The organism is Halorussus rarus (genome assembly GCF_003369835.1).
Taxonomy (GTDB): Archaea; Halobacteriota; Halobacteria; order Halobacteriales; family Haladaptataceae; genus Halorussus; species Halorussus rarus.
Map to the genome: position 1 here is coordinate 452,642 of NZ_QPMJ01000001.1, position 17,206 is coordinate 469,847.

General features: G+C 70.6%; 20 protein-coding genes. 7 read left to right on the top strand and 13 right to left on the bottom strand.

The genetic code is table 11. From position 1 onward, the window contains the following. Positions 1-33 precede the first annotated feature (33 nt). From DVR07_RS02330 to DVR07_RS02345, 4 genes are all read right to left on the bottom strand, one after another. Positions 34-1,482, bottom strand: a complete 1,449-nt coding sequence (locus DVR07_RS02330; protein ID WP_115795170.1) for an amidase — start codon at positions 1,480-1,482, stop codon at positions 34-36. A 92-nt stretch (positions 1,483-1,574) separates the two neighbouring features. Beyond that, positions 1,575-2,363 carry an HpcH/HpaI aldolase family protein gene (locus tag DVR07_RS02335; protein WP_115795171.1) on the bottom strand — a complete coding sequence of 263 codons (789 nt, stop codon included), beginning with the start codon at positions 2,361-2,363 and terminating at the stop codon, positions 1,575-1,577. Between the two features lie 128 nt (positions 2,364-2,491). Beyond that, entirely contained in the window at positions 2,492-3,022 is a 531-nt protein-coding gene (locus tag DVR07_RS02340; protein ID WP_115795172.1) for a DUF7122 family protein, read from the bottom strand. Continuing rightward, positions 3,019-3,927, bottom strand: coding sequence for an RsmB/NOP family class I SAM-dependent RNA methyltransferase (locus tag DVR07_RS02345; protein WP_115795173.1), 909 nt, complete (start codon positions 3,925-3,927; stop codon positions 3,019-3,021). The genes DVR07_RS02340 and DVR07_RS02345 overlap by 4 nt, the downstream gene beginning before the upstream one ends. A 103-nt stretch (positions 3,928-4,030) precedes the next feature. Between DVR07_RS02345 and DVR07_RS02350 the strand changes: the two genes are divergently transcribed. From DVR07_RS02350 to DVR07_RS21950, 3 genes are all read left to right on the top strand, one after another. Further along, on the top strand, positions 4,031-4,309 hold the full coding sequence (locus tag DVR07_RS02350) for a hypothetical protein (protein ID WP_193570003.1): 279 nt from the start codon (positions 4,031-4,033) through the stop codon (positions 4,307-4,309). A 93-nt stretch (positions 4,310-4,402) separates the two neighbouring features. Next, positions 4,403-5,149, top strand: a complete 747-nt coding sequence (locus tag DVR07_RS02355) for a proteasome assembly chaperone family protein (RefSeq protein ID WP_115795174.1) — start codon at positions 4,403-4,405, stop codon at positions 5,147-5,149. A gap of 204 nt (positions 5,150-5,353) precedes the next feature. Next, complete coding sequence (locus DVR07_RS21950) at positions 5,354-5,500, top strand: hypothetical protein (protein ID WP_165881722.1); 147 nt, start codon at positions 5,354-5,356, stop codon at positions 5,498-5,500. Between the two features lie 208 nt (positions 5,501-5,708). On the opposite strand, the gene DVR07_RS02360 is transcribed toward DVR07_RS21950, so the two are convergent. Then, complete coding sequence (locus tag DVR07_RS02360) at positions 5,709-7,079, bottom strand: geranylgeranyl reductase family protein (protein WP_115795175.1); 1,371 nt, start codon at positions 7,077-7,079, stop codon at positions 5,709-5,711. Positions 7,080-7,199: 120 nt separating this feature from the next. Between DVR07_RS02360 and DVR07_RS02365 the strand changes: the two genes are divergently transcribed. Next, positions 7,200-7,535 carry a 2Fe-2S iron-sulfur cluster-binding protein gene (locus DVR07_RS02365; protein ID WP_115795176.1) on the top strand — a complete coding sequence of 112 codons (336 nt, stop codon included), beginning with the start codon at positions 7,200-7,202 and terminating at the stop codon, positions 7,533-7,535. A gap of 23 nt (positions 7,536-7,558) precedes the next feature. Here DVR07_RS02365 and DVR07_RS02370 read toward each other — a convergent pair whose 3' ends face one another. After that, positions 7,559-8,350, bottom strand: a complete 792-nt coding sequence (locus DVR07_RS02370; protein ID WP_115796281.1) for an aminoglycoside N(3)-acetyltransferase — start codon at positions 8,348-8,350, stop codon at positions 7,559-7,561. A gap of 92 nt (positions 8,351-8,442) precedes the next feature. Next, on the bottom strand, positions 8,443-9,036 hold the full coding sequence (locus DVR07_RS02375) for a flavin reductase family protein (RefSeq protein ID WP_115795177.1): 594 nt from the start codon (positions 9,034-9,036) through the stop codon (positions 8,443-8,445). Positions 9,037-9,169: 133 nt separating this feature from the next. Between DVR07_RS02375 and DVR07_RS02380 the strand changes: the two genes are divergently transcribed. Beyond that, a complete protein-coding gene (locus DVR07_RS02380) occupies positions 9,170-9,391 on the top strand; it encodes a hypothetical protein (RefSeq protein WP_115795178.1) in 222 nt (73 codons plus the stop codon). A 49-nt stretch (positions 9,392-9,440) separates the two neighbouring features. On the opposite strand, the gene DVR07_RS02385 is transcribed toward DVR07_RS02380, so the two are convergent. Further along, complete coding sequence (locus DVR07_RS02385; protein WP_115795179.1) at positions 9,441-10,634, bottom strand: MBL fold metallo-hydrolase; 1,194 nt, start codon at positions 10,632-10,634, stop codon at positions 9,441-9,443. Between the two features lie 119 nt (positions 10,635-10,753). Here DVR07_RS02385 and DVR07_RS02390 point away from each other — a divergent pair, with 119 nt between their 5' ends. Next, complete coding sequence (locus DVR07_RS02390) at positions 10,754-11,386, top strand: rubrerythrin family protein (protein ID WP_115795180.1); 633 nt, start codon at positions 10,754-10,756, stop codon at positions 11,384-11,386. A 457-nt stretch (positions 11,387-11,843) separates the two neighbouring features. Further along, on the top strand, positions 11,844-12,410 hold the full coding sequence (gene msrA, locus DVR07_RS02395; protein ID WP_115795181.1) for a peptide-methionine (S)-S-oxide reductase MsrA: 567 nt from the start codon (positions 11,844-11,846) through the stop codon (positions 12,408-12,410). Between the two features lie 75 nt (positions 12,411-12,485). Here the strand turns inward: msrA and DVR07_RS02400 are convergent, their stop codons facing one another. From DVR07_RS02400 to DVR07_RS02420, 5 genes are all read right to left on the bottom strand, one after another. Continuing rightward, on the bottom strand, positions 12,486-13,043 hold the full coding sequence (locus DVR07_RS02400) for a chemotaxis protein CheD (RefSeq protein ID WP_115795182.1): 558 nt from the start codon (positions 13,041-13,043) through the stop codon (positions 12,486-12,488). Between the two features lie 63 nt (positions 13,044-13,106). After that, positions 13,107-13,964: a chemotaxis protein CheC gene (locus DVR07_RS02405; RefSeq protein ID WP_115795183.1), complete on the bottom strand. Its 858-nt coding sequence runs from the start codon at positions 13,962-13,964 to the stop codon at positions 13,107-13,109. Continuing rightward, positions 13,961-14,467 (bottom strand): chemotaxis protein CheW, encoded by a 507-nt coding sequence (locus tag DVR07_RS02410; protein ID WP_115795184.1) that lies wholly within the window; start codon positions 14,465-14,467, stop codon positions 13,961-13,963. Before DVR07_RS02410 ends, DVR07_RS02405 begins: the two co-directional genes overlap by 4 nt. Before the next feature lie 3 nt (positions 14,468-14,470). Continuing rightward, positions 14,471-16,309, bottom strand: a complete 1,839-nt coding sequence (locus DVR07_RS02415; RefSeq protein WP_115795185.1) for a methyl-accepting chemotaxis protein — start codon at positions 16,307-16,309, stop codon at positions 14,471-14,473. 157 nt (positions 16,310-16,466) lie between these two features. Continuing rightward, positions 16,467-17,006, bottom strand: coding sequence for a heme NO-binding domain-containing protein (locus DVR07_RS02420; RefSeq protein ID WP_162829404.1), 540 nt, complete (start codon positions 17,004-17,006; stop codon positions 16,467-16,469). Positions 17,007-17,206 lie beyond the last annotated feature (200 nt).

Here is a 17,206-nt window from a genome sequence, read left to right on the forward strand (position 1 = left end):
GGGCCGATTCCGGGAATCCGACGCCTCTCGACGTCACTTCGGATACGACTCGTCCCACGGCCGCTTGCGCTCGAAGGCGGCGCTCGCCGCGAGCACGTCGTCGTCTGCGAACCGCCCGCCGGCGACCTGCAGTCCCACTGGGAGGCCGTCGTCGGTGACCCCGGCCGGAATCGAGGCGGCGGGATGGCCGCTCATGTTGAACGGCTGGGTGAGGACCCAGCCCCGGAGCGGTTCGACCTCGGTCCCGTCTATCTCGGTCGGATCCTCGCCGTGGGGGAACGGCGGGACCGCGAGCGTCGCCGTGGCGAGCAGGTCGTACTCGGCGAGCAGTTCCCGGAGGGCGTCGTAGATTTTCGTGCGGATGACGTCGGCGCGCTTGTACTCGCGGGTGGAGACCGCGTCGGATTCGAGGATGGTCTCGACGGTGACCGACCGGAGGCGGTCGCGGTCCGCGCCGCGAGGGTCGAGGTCGTGTTCGGCTTCGAGCGCGTCGAACAGCGCCTCCCAGCGCACCTTCGCGAACGTGTAGAACGCGTCGAGGACGTCGGCCTGTTCGAGGTCGAGGTCCGGGTCGGCGCGCTCGACCACCGCGCCGGCGCGCTCGAAGGCGTCGACGGCGTCGTCGAGGGCGGCTCGCACCCGGGAATCGAGCGGGTAGATGCCGAAGTCCGGAGTGTACGCGATCCGCATCCCGTCTATCGCGCGTTCGGTCGCGGCGACGAAGTCGGTCCCGTCGTCGGGAAGGCTGAACGGATCGGCCGGGTGGGGACCCGTCATCACTTCGAGCATCAGTGCGGCGTCCTCGACCGAGCGGGCCATGGGGCCGAGGTGCGTGAACGGCGTGTGGTGCCCGAACGCGTCGGGACGGTTGTCGATGGGAACGCGACCGAACGACGGCTTCAGCCCGTACACGCCGCAGAACGAGGCCGGCGTCCGGATGGAGCCGCCTGTGTCCGACCCCTGTGCCAGCGGGACGAGCCGGTCGCCGAGCGCCGCGCCGGCGCCCCCGGACGACCCGCCGGCGTTTCTGTCTGGATCGAATGGAGTCCCGGTCGGCCCGACGACTCTGTTGTCGGTCGTACACCCCAGCCCGAACTCCGGCGTGTTCGTCTTGCCGATCACGACCGCGCCCGCGTCGAGGAGCCGCTCGACGAACGGCGCGTTCGCGTCGGCGACGCGGTTCTCCAGCAGCTTCGACCCATGGGTCGTGGTCACCCCGGCGACGTCGTCGAGGTCCTTGATCGCGACCGGGACGCCGGCCAGCGGCCCGGGCGGATCGCCGCGCTCGACCGCCTCGTCCACTTCCCTGGCGGTTTCCCGCGCCAGGTCGTCGGTCACCGTCACGAAGGCGTTGGTCCGGTCGTTCCGTTCGTCGATCCGCTCGAGCAGCGCATCCACGATTTCCGTGGCGGTAAGGTCGCCGTCGCGGACCCGCCGCGCCATTTCCGCGGCCGTCAGGCCATGTATCTCGGAGCCTGCCATGTCCCGTCCACGACGGCGACCCGCAAAAGGCTGTCCTCGACCGGGCGACGGGCCGGTTCCCGCCGCACGACCGCTCGGGCCCGCCTCGCCAACTACTCGCTCGGCTCGACGGCCGCCGCCCGGAGGTGCTCGACCCGCTCGCCGAGTACCTCGCGGGCCGCCGAGAGCTCGTCGCCGACGCGCACCAGCCGATACTCCTCCTCGAGCGCGGACTCGGCGGTCGCGCGGTCGTCGGCCGCACATCCCACCGGGACGTCGGCCGCGAGGCACGCGTCCCGTACCGTCGCGACGGCCTCCCGGACCTCCGGGTGGTCCTTCTCGACCGGGTGACCCAGCGCGACCGAGAGGTCGGCCGGTCCGACGAAGGCGAATCCGAGTTCGGGCACCGACAGGAGTTCGTCGATTTCCTCGAGTGCGGCTTTCGTCTCGACCATCGTTCCGACGACGATGTCCTCGTCTGCGGGTCGCGCGCCCGCGCCCCAGGCGTTCGCGCGGCCCGTCGTCGCACCGCGGCCGCCGGGGGCGCCGTCGTAGGTGAATCGAGTCGCCGAGACGACCTCCCGGAGCTGCGCCGCCGTTTCGACGTGGGGCACGAGGACTGTCCGGACGCCCGCCGCGAGCAACTTCCTGGCGGTCGTCGGGTCGGGGGCGGGCAGGCGGACCAGCGGTTCGATGCCGGCCGCGTCGGCCGCACGGGTCAGCTCGTCGACCGCGGTGCTGTCCAGCGGACTGCCGCCCAACTGTTCGAAGTCGAGCCACGCGAAGTCGAACCCGAGCGCGCCGTACACCTCGACGACCGCCGGGGACATCGTCATCGCCTTCGCGCCGATTACGGGTTCGCCCTCGTCCCACTTCCGACGGATCGTGTTATCACTTGCCATGAGGGACAGAATCCGCGCGCGTAGTTGAACGTGACGCCGGTGCGGGCCGTTCGGAACTCGGTTTCACGGTCGAGTGGGAGGGGCTGAGCGGCGGGACGGTCCGGGAGAAGGAGTGAGGTGAAGAGACCTCAGAGGTCGCGCTGGCGGCCCTTCGGCACCGGACTCTGGAGTTCGCCGTGGACGTAGAGGCCGACGCCGAGGGGTTCGGGGGCGCCGGCCTGGTCGTGGGCCGCGACCAGGTACCCCCAGTCGCCGTCCCAGTCGAGTTCCTGGTCCTCGCCCCGGACGAACGTCCGGGCCTGCTCGCGGGTGAGTCGAATGACGTTCCTCGTCGCCTCGCGGCCGAACCGCTGGACCGCGTCGGTCGTCGGCTTCCAGTGCTCCTGGCGGGTCCGCAGGAACGTCATCCCCAGCGCCTCGACCCGGATTGGCGAGGGCGCCTCGCCCCGGAGAATCCAGATCTTGCCCTTCCCTTTCTCCCAGAAGGTGTAGCCGTCGAACGTCTCGGGCGGGACGCCGAACCGGTCGTCCCACCAGTCGACGACCTCCCGCCGGGTCGCCCGGCCCTCGACTTCGCGCTCGTCGGCGGTCTCGGGCAGGCGGTCGAACCGCTGGCCGACGTTGGTCTTGCCGGCCCCGCCGCCGCTCTCGCCGCTCATCCCGCCACCTCCAGTTTCGCGCAGAAGAACCCGCCGGTGTCGTTGTGGTGGGGATAGAACCGCTTCGCTTTCCGGACGCTCTCGTCGAACCGCTCGCCGTCCCACTCGGCGACGCCGGGCCGGGCGTCGAGGCCGACGTCGAACTCGACGAGCCGGCAGTCCTCCTCGTCGAGCACGTGGTCGACCACGGCCTCGTTCTCCTCGGGCGCGAACGTGCAGGTCGAGTAGACGACCGTGCCGCCCTCCTTCGTGGCCTGGACCGCGCGCCGGAGGATGCCCTTCTGGACGCCGGCGACGCTCCGGACGTGGTCCATCGTCCAGTCGTCGAGCGTGGTCGGGTTCTTCCGTATCGTCCCCTCGCACGAGCAGGGCACGTCGACGAGCGCTCGGTCGAAGGCGTCTAAATCGAACGGCTTGAGCGAGAAGTTCCGGGCGTCGGCGTTCGTGACGGCGGCGTTCGTCACGCCGAGTCGCTCGGTGTTGAACCGCAGCGCAGACAGCCGACCCAGGTTGTTGTCGTTGGCGACGACGAGTCCTTCATCGTCCATCAGCGCCGCGAGCTGGGTGGTCTTGCTCCCCGGTGCGGCGCAGGCGTCCCAGACGCGCTCGCCGGCCTCCGGCGCGAGTACCTCGGCCGGAATCGCCGAGACCTCCTCCTGGCCGTGGACCCAGCCGTGGTACGACGCCCACGTGCTGCCGGGGGCGTCGGTGTCGAGCTCCAGCACGGTGTCGGACCACTCGCGGTCGGTCCAGCCGACCCCGTCCTCGTCGAGCGCCGCCTTCGCCCGTTCCGGGGTCGCCTTGATCGTGTTGACCCGGACGACCGAGGGAAGCGGCCGCCGGCAGGCGTCGAGGAACGCCTCGAAGTCGTCGACCAGCGGTTCGTACCGCTCGAGTGTCTCCATCGGTCGACGGTTGGCGCGAGCCGCGCTTGTGGGTTTCGGAACCCGGCGAGTGCCGGCGGGTCCGGCCGTAGCCGTTACCCGTCCTTCGCCCGTCGTCTCACGCATGGCAAACGCGAACGCACCCGACGACATCGACTGGGACGACGCCGCTCGAATGGAGCTGGAGCCCGACGCCATCCACGAGAGCGACAGCGGCTACTACTTCGACTGCCCGGAGTGCGGCTCGCCGGCGACCATCGAGAACATCATCGAAGAGCGCAGGTGCAACGGCTATCTCAACGAGCAGGTGGAGGGCATCGACTTCGACGTCGAGAACATCTCCTGCTCGGCCCTGCTCCAGCTCGAACTCGCGTACACCGCCGACCCCGAGTCCGAGACGTAGCCCTGTCGCCCGACGACCGCGACGCCGCTCGGTCGCGAAGCGGCGAGCGAACCAGCCCGGACCTTTATGCGCGCGCTGACGTAACTGGCTGCCATGGCAAGCGTCACGATCCACGACGACGACGTCTCGCTGGACCGACCCGCGCTGGTCGAGGGGCTCCCCGGCGTCGGGCTGGTCGGCAAGCTGGCGACCGACCACCTCGTCGAGTCGTTCGGGATGAGCTACTACGCCAGCATCGACTGCGAGGGCCTGCCGCGCATCGCGGTGTACGAGGACGACAGCCGAACGCTCCGGCCGCCGGTCCGGCTCTACGCCGACGAGTCGCGGGACCTCGTGGCGCTCCAGAGCGACGTCCCGGTGTCGGCGTCGGCGGCCCCGGAGTTCGCCGCCTGCGTCACCGACTGGATCGCCGACCGCGAGGCCACGCCGGTCTACATGAGCGGGCTCCCCACCGAGAAGGACGCCGCCGAGATTCCGACGCTCTACGGCGTCGCGACGGGTGACGCCGGCGACCGACTCGACGAGCAGGAGATCTCCACTCCCCGCGAGCGCGGCGCGGTCAGCGGCCCGACGGGCGCGCTGCTCTACGAGGCCGACGCCCGGGGGCTCGACGCGCTGGGCCTCGTCGTGGAGAGCGACCCGCAGTTCCCGGACCCCGAGGCCGCCCGCATCCTCATCGAGCACGGCATCTCGCCGCTGGCGGGCGTCGAGGTCCCGACCGACGACCTGGTCGAACGCGCCGAGGAGATCAGCGAGCAGAAGGAGCAGCTCGCCCAGCGGATGCAGGAGGCCGAGACCGACGAGAGCTCGCAGGCCCAACCGCTCCGGATGTTCCAATAGTACCTTTTTACTTCGTCGGGTGTCCTCGCGCCTCCGGCGCTGCGGGCACCACTCCTCGTAAAAATCTACGCTAAAAACTCCCGCTCGCTCACTGCGTTCGCTCGCGGCGAAACGGCGCTTCGCGCCGTATGCTGGTGCGCAACTTGTCAGCTACGCCGGCGCGACTTCATCAGGCCTTTCTCCGTGCCCTTCCTGTGGTAACGTATGAGTGACCTCGAAGACGCGGTTTCGGAGTTCCTGCGCGACGCGGACACGGTGTACAGCGAGTACGACAACGGCTACATGGACGCCGACGCGGCGCTGAGCCGGCTGGAGAACCACGTCGAGGAGCTACGAGAGCAGGTGGAGTAGCGACTCGGCCGTTTGCGGTTCGCACCAGTTGTTGTGCCGCGAGCGAACGAACGTGAGCGAGCGGACCAAGCGACGACCGGAGGGAGGAGTGCCGTGTCTGCCTGAACGGAGTGAGCGCAGGCTCGTCAGAGCGGAGCTCTGACGGTGTTTTTGGTCGAGCTTTTGCAAGGGCGGCGCGTTCAGGCGCCGCCCGCTGGAAAAGGTCGTCTCAGTACTTCGGCTCGGCGCCGGTCGTCGCGTAGATGTCGTCCATGATCTCGTCGCGCTTGCGCTGCCAGGGTTCGAGCCCCTGCGGGCGGCTCGGGTAGCGCTCGTAGTGGTCGATGAGGTCGTCGGCGAGGTTCTTGGCCTGATAGAGGTCGTAGATGAGCTCCCAGTGGCCGAACGACTTGACGGCGGTCTGTATCTTGAGCCACCAGCCGATGTTGGCCGACCCCGAGTAGAGCGCCTCGGCCAGCTTGTTCGCCGGGAGCGCGCCGAGCAGCCCCATCAGGTCGTCGACCTCCACCGCGGTCGAGAAGATGTTGTACACGTCGAGGCCGGCGTAGCGCGCGCCGAAGTGGTCCATCACGCGCTGGTTGTACTCCCAGAGGTTGGCCTCGCCGACGTCGCCGTCCTCGATGGCGTCCATGGCGGCCTCGGCGGCGTACTTGCCGGCGTAGGCCGCGCCCGCGATGCCGCCGCCCGTGGTCGGGTTGACGTGGCCCGCGGCGTCGCCGACCGCCACGAAGCCCGGCGCGGTCGCCGAGTCGTAGGGCCGGCGGGTCGGGAGCGCGGCGCCCAGCTTGTCGGTGACGGTCGCGCCGTCGAACTCGGCGCGGTTCCGGAGGTCGCGCTTCAGGTCGTCGACCAGGTGCATCGGCTCCTCGTTCATCTGGAAGCCCAGCCCGGCGTTGATCTCGGTGTCGGTCCGGGGGAAGTACCAGAGGTAGCCCGCCGCGCGCGAGGTGGGCTTGAACACGAGCGCGTCGTCCCACGGCACCGGCTCCTCGACCTCGACGATCTCGCGGTAGGCCGAGCAGAACTGCGAGTAGGTGACGTTGGTGTCGAAGGTGGCGTCGGCGAGGTCGGCCTTGTCCTGGAGGATGGAGAGCGACCCCGCGGCGTCGACGACGACGTCTGCGTCGTAGCGCTGGATGTCGCCGTTGCGTTTGCCCCGCACGCCGGTGACCCGGCCGTCCTCGCGCTGGGTCACGTCCTTGACCACGGTGTCGTAGTGGAACTCGACGCCGGCGTTCTCTGCGCCCTCGATGATGCGCCGGCCGTACTCCCAGCGGTCGATGACCGCGAGTTCGCCCGGCACGGGAATCTCGAGCACCGTGTCCTCCTGGGGGATCTCGAACCGGCCGTGGTCGACGCCGGTGTTGGTGAACGACGGCTCCAGCTGGGACTTCGGGATGGCCTCGGGGAAGGCGTCCGCGCCCTTCAGGGCGTCGCCACAGGCGATGTGGCCCGCTTCCTCCTCGTCCTTGCGCTCCACTACGACGACATCGTACCCTTCACGCGCGGCGGTGGCGGCGGCGTAACAGCCCGCCGTCCCCGCCCCGACGACGACGATGTCGCGCTCGTGCGTAGCCATACCTTCGGCTACGAGACGGAGGGGGCAAAACTCTTTATACGCGAACCGGGATTCCGTCCCCGATACGCCGACGGAGACGGCGATAAAGAGTTTAGTGTCGGAGTTTCGTAGCCCCGAGGTATGACCGAGTACACCGTCGAGTTCGTCGGCACGGGCGAGACCATCGAGGTCTCGGACACGGAGACCATCCTGAGCAGGTGCATCGAGGAGGGCGTCGCCCAGGAGTACTCCTGCCGCGTGGGGATGTGCCTGGCCTGCTCGGCCGAGATCGTCGAGGGCGAGGTCACCCAGCCGGCGGCCCGCGGCCTCACCGACGAGGAGGCCGACGACTACGCGCTGACCTGCATGGCCCGCCCGCAGACCGACCTCGTGCTCGACCGCGGGGAGTACCCGCCGAGCATCGAGGACGACGCCGAGGCCGTGACCGAGAACGAGCCCGCGGCGGCCGACGACTGAGGCGGGTCTCGACCACCGGTCGCCTACTCCCGATTCCTCTCGAACCACTCCGCGGCGTAGTCGACCAGGTCGCGCTGGGAGACGAGTTTCGCGTCCGCCAGTCCGACCGACCCCGCCGTCACCGCCTCCGGGCGCTCGTCTTCGAAGTCCCGTCCCACCTCCGCGAAGTCGCTGCTGTCGTAGTCCAACTGCTCGTAGGTGACGGTCTCCCGGTCCCCGTCAGGGCCGACGACCGGCGCCTCGTGAGTCGATGCGGTCTGCTCGCGGTCGGCTCGGTGCTCGGCCAGGTGGAACGAGGTGTTGGTGTCGTAGCCGGTGCCGAGCATGAGGACGCTCCCGTCGCGGTCGTACACCCGGGCCAGCGGCGACCCCTCGCCGAGCCCGTGGTCGTAGGCGTGGTCCGCCACGACGAACTCGGCGTCGGCGCCCCGCGCCGCGAACGAGTAGGTCGGGTGGCGGCTCCGGATCGCGCCGGGGTACGACCGGAAGCACTCCGGAATCGCGCCCATCCCGCGGGTCGGCGTGACCGCCGGGCGGTACGGCGGGCGCTCGGCCCTGATGCGACCGACCCAGTCGTCGGGCACCGGCGGGTTCCGCCACCCCGTGGGGTCGCTGTACTGCGTGGAGTGGGTCGGCATCGCGAGGGTCCCGTCGGGTCCGACCACCTCCAGCAGCGCGTCGACGACCGCCGACGGCCCGACCGCGACCCACCCGAGCGCAGACAGCGACGAGTGGACCAGCAGGGTGTCGCCGGCCTCGACGCCCAGCTCCCGGAGGTCGGCGGCGATGCGCCCGACCGTCAGCGGGTCGTCCATGCGTTCGATCGCGTCGGCCTCGCTCGTCACCTCGGCCCCGTCCCCGTCTCTCCGCTCGTCGCCCCCGTCTTCGGTCGGGTCGTCCTCGCCGCTCATGGCAGTCGCTCCATCGAGAACCGGTCCCGGGTCGTCGCGTAGCGGCTCCCCGACAGCCGCCCCACGGCGTCGAGCTTCTCGACGTCGAGCTTCCCGTCGGTCGTCACCTCGTCGTGGAGATGTGCCCATTCGACCTCGCCGAGAACCATCGTCGACCCGCCGAGGTCGACCAGCTCGCGGAGCGAGCACTCGAAGGCGACGGGCGATTCGGCAACCCGGGGCGGGGCGACCGCCCGCGACTCCGCGCGCGTGACGTCGGCGCGGTCGAACTCGCTCTCGCCCGGCGGGAGGGTCGCGGCGGACTCGTTCATCGCCTCGGCGACCGGTTCCGTGACGACGTTGACGACGAACTCCTCGGTCCGGCGGACGTTCCGCGGGGTGTCCTTCAGCCCCTCGGGCGACCCGTCGTCGTCCACGGGCGCGAACATCAGTATCGGCGGGTCGACCGCGGCGACGTTGAAGAAGCTGTAGGGCGCGAGGTTGTCCGCTCCCTCGGGGTCGGTCGTGCTGACCCACGCGACGGGCCGGGGCACGACCCCGCCCGCGAGGGTCCGGTACATCGACGACACCTCGTCGGGGTCGAGTTCCATGTCGGGGCAAGGAGGCGGCGCGCCGAAGAGTTTGCGCTTCCGGCGAGCGAGAGTCCGTTCCGACGAACGAAGCGCGCGGCGGATTCGACGGAGGGCCACCAGGTCGAAGGCCATCTGGAACCTCGATCCGGACATGGTAGACGAAGAGACCGCCGAGGGCGAGACCGACCGGCGCGACGAGATGGAGGCCGAGCGCGAGAAGGAGGTCGAGGAGGAGATGGAGCGGGTCGACGAGGAGATGGACTCCGAACAGACCGACCAGTCCGACGCCGCGGCCCTGCCCGACGACGAGGAGGGCGACCGCGACCGCGTGCATGGCGAGCACGTCGGGGCGAACGAGGAGAACGACGGATAGCGGCCCGCGGTCGACCGCCGCTCCGTGCGCCGCCGACAGCCCTTTTCGCTCAGTCGTCCGCGGCCACCGCGCAGTTGTTCGGCCCGAGCTCCATCTCGAAGGCCGTCTCGTCGTCCGGCGACTCCTTGCCGAGGTTCGCCGGCACGATGTCCTCGAAGTTCGCGGGCCGGGGCGGTAGCGAGTCGAGCACCCGGTCGACGAACGCCGCCCTCTCGTCGGGAATGCGCAGTCGCTCGCGGATAGCGCCGATTCTGGCCGCGTAGGCGCCGCCCTCGTCGGGGTTCGGCGCGGCCTCGGGCGTCCGGTGGCCGGGCGCGACCAGCGTGTCGTCGGGGAGCGCGAGCAGGCGGTCCCGGAGGGTGTCGTAGAGCGTGCCGGCGAGGTCGCGCGCGCCCTCCGCTCCGCGTTCCAGGTCGGGCCGGCCGAAGCTATCCACGAACAGCGCGTCGCCCGAGAACAGCAGGTCGCCGAGCCGGAGCGCGGTCAGCTCGGTGGTGTGGCCCGGCGCGTGGAGCGCGGTCAGGGCGACGTCGCCAACCCGGAGTTCGTCGCCGTCGTCGAGCAGTTTGGCGTCGAAGGCGAGGCCGCGGTCGGTCGCGCCCGCGGGCAGGACGGCTCGGGCACCTGTCTCCTCGGCGAGTCGCCGGACGCCCGAGAGGTGGTCGGCGTGGACGTGGGTGTCGACGGCGAACCGGAGGGTCGCACCCCGTTCCTCCGCGTCGGCGACGTAGCGGTCGGCGAAGGCCCGCAGGGGGTCGACGACCGCGGCCTCGTCGCCGGCGACGACCAGGTGCGAGAGACAGCCGGTCGCGGGCCGGTCGTACTGGACGGCCGTCGCGTCGCCGGGGACGGCCGCGGCCGGCAGTTCGGTCGCGACGTACACCCGCGCCCAGCCCCGCATCCCGCCGGCGAGGTTCCGCGCGTCGAAGCCCTCGTCCCGGAGGAACTCTGCGACCGTAGCGCTGGCCTCCCCGCGCGGGCAGACCGCGACGACCGGTTGGTCGGGGTCGAGGCCGAGGTCGTCGACGAACGCGGGCAGGTCGCCGCGTGCCTTCGCGGCCGTGAACTGCGCGTACGCCACCTGGGTCGCGTCGACGCCGTCGCCCGTGATGCGCCACGCCTCGTACTCGTCGCGGTTGCGCACGTCGAGCAGGTGGACGGCGTCGCCGCGCCGGATTCGCTCGTGGAGCTCCTTGGGCGATATCGACGGTGTGTCGTCGTTCTCTTCGGTCTCGCCGGTCATGTCCGGTCGTACGCGCCGGGGAGAGAAAACGGTGTGGCGAGCGGCGAGGCGGTCGGCGGTCCCTCACCCGGGGCGCGGCTCCGCAAACCTTCAAACGCGCTCGCGGCGTACCGACGGGCATGGACGCCGACGCCTTTCCGGACGAGGTAGAGACCGCGAAGGCGACCGAACTCGACCGCCTGGGCTCCCAGCAGGCGCTGGTGGCGCTGACCGACGCCGACCTCGACGCCGAAGCGGTCCTCCGGGCCGCGGCGCAGAGCGAGCACACCGCCCGCGAGACGTTCCGGCAATGGGCCGACAGCGAGGCCGGTTCGGACGCCGCCGACGCGTTCGCCGCGCTGGCCGACCAGGAGACCGACCACTACGAGCGCGTGGCCGCGGAACTCGGCGGCGAGTCCGCCCCCGACGACGCGGTCGACTCGGTCCACGAGCGCCTCCGCGAACTCGACGACACGGTCGAGCGCGCGGCGGGGCTGGTCGGCCGGTCGCTGGCGAGCGACCGTACTCAGCTGCAGGTCGTGAACTTCTTCGTGAACGAGGCCGACGAGCGCCGGGCCGACCTCTTCCGCGAGCTGCGCGAGGACACCCGGAAGGGCGTCTCGGCCGGCGCGGACCTGCTCGCGGCCCGCTGCGAGGACGACGAGGACTGGGAACGCGCTCAACATACCGCGGAGGAAGTCGTGCAGATCGCCTACGACGACTACGCCGAGACGCTGAAGGGGATGGGGCTGGACCCGAAGCCGATCTGCTAATCAGTCGGTGTCGGAAGTTCATCGACGAACGTCGGCGCGTGCAGGCGCGACCTCCGTGCCGCGCCGAACCGCGCGAGGGACGACCGAGTGAGCGAAGCGAACGACGGAGGAGGCTGGGGAGGTGTGAGGCTCGCGCTCGGTGACGCGGACTAATCGTCCGGGTGGGACTGAAAGGGGCCGGCCGCTCGCGACCGAAGGCCGTGGTCGCTTGCGCGACCTCTCTCCGACGCAGCTACGTCCGTCGGAGATGTCGCGTGGTTCGAAAGAGCGAAGCTCTTTCGTCATCCCGAAAATTCCCAATTTTCGGAGACAACGACCGTGAGCGGCCGCGGGCTTTCTGGGACGTCTTTTCGACGTGGCCGGTAGTCGCGCCTCTGTCGCTTCCGAGGTTCACACCACGCCCGATTCCTAGCCGCTTCCCGCAAACCTAACCATCTGGGGCGCCTACGTTCACCCAATGACTCCAGACACAGAGACCGCGACGCTCGCGGGCGGCTGCTTCTGGTGCACCGAGGCCGCGTTCAAGGAACTCGACGGCGTTCGCGAGGTCACGTCGGGCTACGCCGGCGGCCACGTCGAGGACCCGACCTACGAGGCGGTCTGCTCGGGCGACACCGGCCACGCCGAGGTCGTGCAGGTCGAGTACGACCCCGACGCGCTGAGCTACGAGGACGTCCTCCAGGTGTTCTTCACGGTCCACGACCCGACCCAGCTCAACCGCCAGGGGCCCGACGTCGGCACCCAGTACCGGTCGGCGGTGTTCTACCACGACGACGAGCAGCGCGGGACCGTCGAGCGGTTCATCGAGGAACTGGAGGCCGAGGGCGCCTACGACGAGGACGACATCGTCACCGAGGTCGAGCCCCTCGAGGAGTTCTACGAGGCCGAGGAGTACCACCAGGACTACTACGAGAAGAACCCCGACGACCAGTACTGCTCGATCCAGGCCGAACCCAAAGTGCAGAAGGTCCGCGAGAAGTTCGGCGACAAGGCGACGTCCGCCGGCGTCTCCGGACAGGACTGATCTGGCAGTCGCGGCCGCGACGCTCCGGGCACGCGTCGCTTCCCGGAGAATTACCGCGCCAGAACGCGCGACCCGTCAGTCCGTCCCCGTCTCGTCCCCGCCGGTTCCGTCCCCGCCGTCCCGGAGCAGGACCGGTTCGGGGTCGTAGGCGGTCCGGACCGCGATGCGTCCCGTTCCGGTGTCGAACTCGACGGTCCGGCCCCGCCCGCCGCCGACGTCCTCTCCCGCGACCGGTACGTCCAGACCGCCGAACGCTTCGCGGGCCGTCGCGACGTTATCGTCGCCGACCTCCCGCGGAAGCTCCCGGAGGTCGAGCAGGTCGCTCCCGCCGACGACGTACCCCTCCAGCCCGGCGTAGCTCGCGCCCGCCGACACCGCCTCCCGGAGCAGTCGCTCGACCGCGGCGTCGACGTACTTGCCGTCGGCGGTGCCGCCGCCCTCCGACTGTCGGGGGAGCATCGCGTGGGCGAGCCCGCCGACCCCGTGCTCGGGGTCGTACACCGCCAGTCCCACGCAGGCTCCGAGGCCGTAGGCGACCAGCGTCGCGCCGTCGGCGACCACCTCGTACTCCGAGACGCCGACGAGGCGGCGCTCGCGATCGGGTTCCGAGAGGTCGGTCTCGTAGGTCTCCATCACGCGGTCACCTCCGTCGTCACGAGTCGACGACCCCCGTCGTCGCCGGTCGGTGTGGCCCAGTCACGGATCGATGACCTCCAGGCCGACCGCCGAGAGCTTGGTCACGAACTCCCGCCGGCCGGGGAACACGTAGATGGTCGCGTTCACGTCGTACTCGGGAATGTGCAGCCGCGACCGGATGAACAGCCCGACGCCGTACTGCTTGAGGATGCGCGCGACCAGGGTCCGCTCGGGGTCCTGGACCGCGACCGGCGACCCGGTGTCGATGGTAGTGTCGAACAGCGTCGCCCACTCGTCGACGAACCCGTTGGCCATCATGTTGCAGAGCTCGGTCAGCGCGTCCCGTCCCATCTCGGTCGAGACCGACGAGAGGTCCTCGACCGCCCGCCGGAGCATCAGCGCGGCCGCCTTGTTCGCGCTCGCCATCGGGAACACGACCAGCACGTTCCCGACGAGGGGCTCGCTCAGCAGGACCCGCGCTCCCGCGCGGTCGGCCGCGACGAACTGGCCGCCGACCGTCCGCTGCTCGGCGTAGCCGACCTTGACCTGCTCGGTGGTCGCGGTCAGGTCGTCGTCGAGCACGTCGTTGAGCCGGTCCTCGACCCCGGTGACGCCCCGGTCGCCCAGCCAGTTCAGCACCGCAAGCGTCTTCAGCGGAATCGCCTGCTCGGCGTCTGAGACAGAACCCCTGTCGGGCTCGCCGTCGCGCGCATCGCGGTCCGTTCCGCCCGCGTCGGGGGTCTGGCGTTCGTCGCCCCGAGCCCGCTCGTCGTCGGCGCGGGTCCGCTCGTCGTCCTCGCCGCCCGATGTCGCGCCGGCCTCAGCGTCACCCGACTCGGCGCCGCCCGATTCGGTGCCGCCGCCCGACCCGGCGCCGCCCTCGCGGGTCCGCCCGGTCGCGTCGCGGCCGGGCGTCATGCCTGGGCCCTCGCTTCGTCGACCAGCGCGTCGAGGTCGAGCACCCCGAGCGGGTCGTCCCCGTCATCGGGGTCGGCGACGACCGCCCGGAACCACCGCCGGTTCGCCGGCGGCTCCCAGTCGGCCGACGTCGGCGTCTCGATGCGCCCGACGTGTCGGGCGTCGATACCCGCCACCTCGTCGACGAGCAGGCCCGTCGGCCGGGCGTCGCTGCGGTCGAGCACCAGCAGCGTCGACTCTTCGTCGGACGCTCGGGGCGGGAGGTCCAGCAGCGCCCGGCCGTCGACGACCACCGGAATCCGGCCCCCGAGGTTGGCCACGCCAGCGATGGCGGGTCCGGTGTGGGGGACCGGGGTCACCGCCGGCGCGTCGAGAACCCGCTCGACGTGGCCGAGTTCGAGGCCGTACTCGTCGCCGCCCAGCCCGAAGCGGACGAACTCGACCCACTCGCGCCGGTCCGCCGCGGCCCCCGTCGTCGTCGCGCTCGATAGCTCGCCGCTCATCCGTCAGGCCTCCCCGTCGCCGAGGGGTTCGGTCGGCTCGCCGCCGGGTTCGGGGGACTCGGCCAGCGGGTCCTCCGTGGAGACGTCGGTCGAGTCGGTCCCTGCGTCGGTATCGACATCGGCGACGGCCGGGTCGATTTCGGCCGCGTCGGTCTCGGCGGTGTCCGCCTCCGCATCGCTCCCGACGTCCGCGGTCGAGACGGACACGGGCTCGGTGTCGCGGTCCTCCGGCGGGAGCGGGTCGTCGGCGTCGGCGGTCGCGTCGCCTTCGTCGGGAACCGCCGAGTCGTCCGTATCGACTCCCGACCCGTCGGCGTCGGCCCCGGCTGATTTGGAGCCGTCGTCCTCGTCCGCGTCGTCGCCCGCGTCCTCGCCGATGGCGTCCTCGGTGTCGAACGAGTCCAGCGCGTTGCTGAGCCGGGTCGCCTGGCGGGCCAGGTCGCTCGCGCTGTCCGAAACCTGCGAGAGGGCCGTCGTCTGGGACTCGCCGGCGGTCGCCACGGTCTCGGCTTCGGCCGTGATGGCCTCGCTGACCGCCGCGGCCTCTTCGACCATCTGGAGGGCCTCCTCGGTCGAGTCGGCCTGCTGCTGGGTCGCGTCGGAGATCTCCTGGACGCCCGCGTTGGTCTTCTGGGCGTAGCCCGCGATGTCGGCCAGCGCCTCCGCGGCGTTCTCGACCGAGTCGGTCTGCTGGGAGATCCGGTCGCTGGTGTCCCGGACCTCGTCGACCGTCCGGTCGGTCTGGTGCTGGATGCGGTTGAGCCGCCCCTCGATGTCGCCGGCCGCCTCCTTCGTGCGCTCGGCGAGGTCCTTGATCTCGTTGGCGACCGCCGCGAAGCCCGCGCCCTGCTCGCCGGCGCGGGAGGCCTCGATGTGAGCGTTCAGGGCGAGCATGTTGGTCTGCTCGGCGATCTCGGAGATGAAGTCGATGAGCTCGTCGACCTGCTCGACCTCGGATTCGAGCCCCTCGATGGCCTCGACGGTCTCCTCGGACTCGGTCTCGATATCGTTCATCCCCTCGACCGCGTCGGTGGCGGCCGCCCGGCCCTCGCGGCCGGTCTCGGCGGTCCGCTCGGCGATGGCGGCCACGTCGTCGGTCGAGGCCGCGACCTCCTGTACCGCGGTCGAGAGCCGGTCCATCTGGTCGGCGGCCGCCCGGAGGTCGCCGGTCTGGGCCTCGGCGTCGACCGAGATGTCCCGGAGCGAGTCGACGACCCGCAAACTCCCGTCGCTGACCTCCTCGGTGCTGAGCGTGACCTCCTGGCTGTAGGTGGCCACCTCGTTGGCGAACCGGGTGAGGTTCTCGACGGTCGCCTCGAACTCCTCGAGCATCGCGTTGAACTCGGTCGCGACCCGGTTCATCGCCTCGCTCTCGGAGCTGGGTTCGACCCGCTCGCCGAGGTCGCCGTCGGCGCACCGGCGCATGACCCGGCCGTACTCCTCGGCGGTCTGCTCGACGTGGGCGTGGAGGTCCTCGGCTTCGAGCCGTGCGCGGTGCTCGTCCAGCAGCGTCTCGTGGGTGTCGGCCATCGAGGCCGCGACCCGGCCCACGCAGTCCGCGCGGGCGGAGTCGAACGACGGCTCCTCGCCGTCGGCCCGCCGGTCCGCGCTCGCCACGAGCCGGTCGAGCGCCCGGCTCGCCCGCCACGAGACGGTCGTCCCGACGGCTCCCGCGAGGAGCGCGCCGCCGAGCGTCGCTCCGACGACAGTTCGGTCGAACTGACCGGTCGCGTACACGCCTCCTGCCGCGAGAGCGCCGACCGCCGCCATCGTCAGACCCACCTTCAGCGGGTAGCGCCGCCTGACGAAGCCGGGGACGACCGCTCGCACAACGTTAGCCATTGAGCGAACACAATCAGTACGACGTAATAAATCTTAACGAAACATGAACGAAGAGTTATAAAAATATAGCGCCAGGTAAAATCAACCGTCGAAACATATCTGTAGAACCGACCGAGATACGATCACGTTCAGCGAGAGGGTCGCGGACCAACGACCGTCAACGCCGGACGACCAGTTCGCACCGGTCGTCGCCATCGCGCATGCACGTCCGCTCGTCGACGGCGAACGCCTCGCCGTAGTAGTCGCCGACGCCCCGGAGCAGCCCGACCGCAAGCGGGCAGAGCTCCCGGTCGGAGGCGTAGGTCACCACCACCTCGTCGGCCCCGACCCGCTCGGCGCCGAGGTTGGGCGGGGTGTAGGTCGACAGCTGCTTGCCCCGCAGCGCCTCGTGGATGTACGTCTCGACGTTGGCGATCAGGTCGAGGCCGGTCCAGTCGGCGTCGACGTGGACGCCGTAGGTCTCGACCAGCGACGGCACGAGGAACCGGCCGAACGCGTCGAGCAGGTCGGGCACCGACTCGCCGGTGACCGCCGACGCCGCCTCCACGAGCGCGAGCGCGTCGGCGTCGGCGTACTCGGTCACCGGGACGTACACCGTCCCGCCGAGGTCCGCGCGGTCCCGGACGGTCCGCCAGGCCTCGTCGTCGTACTCGGCGGTCACGAAGTCCTTCAGCCCCTTGAGGACGATGCCGTGCACGGCTACCGCTCCCGCCCGGCGGGCCCGGTCGCGGCGCGCGCTGATCCCGACCCGACGACGCCTCGCTCGGTCCAGTGCGCCGCGTCCGGCGGCGGGTCCCTCCGACGCTGGTACATGTTTCAATCGGATTCGGACTGATAGTATAACTGTTCTGGCCGTCATGATAGAGGACGCTTCGGAGCGAAAGTTAGGGGTTCGTG

Excerpts from the sequence above, each read along its gene's own strand:
- DVR07_RS21950 (WP_165881722.1), top strand. The coding sequence starts at position 5,354 with ATGAGTGACCTCGAAGACGCGGTTTCGGAGTTCCTGCGCGACGCGGAC.
- DVR07_RS02400 (WP_115795182.1), bottom strand. The coding sequence starts at position 13,043 with ATGGAGACCTACGAGACCGACCTCTCGGAACCCGATCGCGAGCGCCGC.
- DVR07_RS02330 (WP_115795170.1), bottom strand. The coding sequence starts at position 1,482 with ATGGCAGGCTCCGAGATACATGGCCTGACGGCCGCGGAAATGGCGCGG.
- DVR07_RS02360 (WP_115795175.1), bottom strand. The coding sequence starts at position 7,079 with ATGGCTACGCACGAGCGCGACATCGTCGTCGTCGGGGCGGGGACGGCG.
- DVR07_RS02350 (WP_193570003.1), top strand. The coding sequence starts at position 4,031 with ATGGCAAACGCGAACGCACCCGACGACATCGACTGGGACGACGCCGCT.
- DVR07_RS02380 (WP_115795178.1), top strand. The coding sequence starts at position 9,170 with ATGGTAGACGAAGAGACCGCCGAGGGCGAGACCGACCGGCGCGACGAG.
- DVR07_RS02345 (WP_115795173.1), bottom strand. The coding sequence starts at position 3,927 with ATGGAGACACTCGAGCGGTACGAACCGCTGGTCGACGACTTCGAGGCG.
- DVR07_RS02370 (WP_115796281.1), bottom strand. The coding sequence starts at position 8,350 with ATGGACGACCCGCTGACGGTCGGGCGCATCGCCGCCGACCTCCGGGAG.
- DVR07_RS02355 (WP_115795174.1), top strand. The coding sequence starts at position 4,403 with ATGGCAAGCGTCACGATCCACGACGACGACGTCTCGCTGGACCGACCC.
- DVR07_RS02385 (WP_115795179.1), bottom strand. The coding sequence starts at position 10,634 with ATGACCGGCGAGACCGAAGAGAACGACGACACACCGTCGATATCGCCC.
- DVR07_RS02410 (WP_115795184.1), bottom strand. The coding sequence starts at position 14,467 with ATGAGCGGCGAGCTATCGAGCGCGACGACGACGGGGGCCGCGGCGGAC.
- DVR07_RS02340 (WP_115795172.1), bottom strand. The coding sequence starts at position 3,022 with ATGAGCGGCGAGAGCGGCGGCGGGGCCGGCAAGACCAACGTCGGCCAG.
- DVR07_RS02375 (WP_115795177.1), bottom strand. The coding sequence starts at position 9,036 with ATGGAACTCGACCCCGACGAGGTGTCGTCGATGTACCGGACCCTCGCG.
- DVR07_RS02335 (WP_115795171.1), bottom strand. The coding sequence starts at position 2,363 with ATGGCAAGTGATAACACGATCCGTCGGAAGTGGGACGAGGGCGAACCC.
- msrA (WP_115795181.1), top strand. The coding sequence starts at position 11,844 with ATGACTCCAGACACAGAGACCGCGACGCTCGCGGGCGGCTGCTTCTGG.
- DVR07_RS02365 (WP_115795176.1), top strand. The coding sequence starts at position 7,200 with ATGACCGAGTACACCGTCGAGTTCGTCGGCACGGGCGAGACCATCGAG.
- DVR07_RS02415 (WP_115795185.1), bottom strand. The coding sequence starts at position 16,309 with ATGGCTAACGTTGTGCGAGCGGTCGTCCCCGGCTTCGTCAGGCGGCGC.
- DVR07_RS02405 (WP_115795183.1), bottom strand. The coding sequence starts at position 13,964 with ATGACGCCCGGCCGCGACGCGACCGGGCGGACCCGCGAGGGCGGCGCC.
- DVR07_RS02390 (WP_115795180.1), top strand. The coding sequence starts at position 10,754 with ATGGACGCCGACGCCTTTCCGGACGAGGTAGAGACCGCGAAGGCGACC.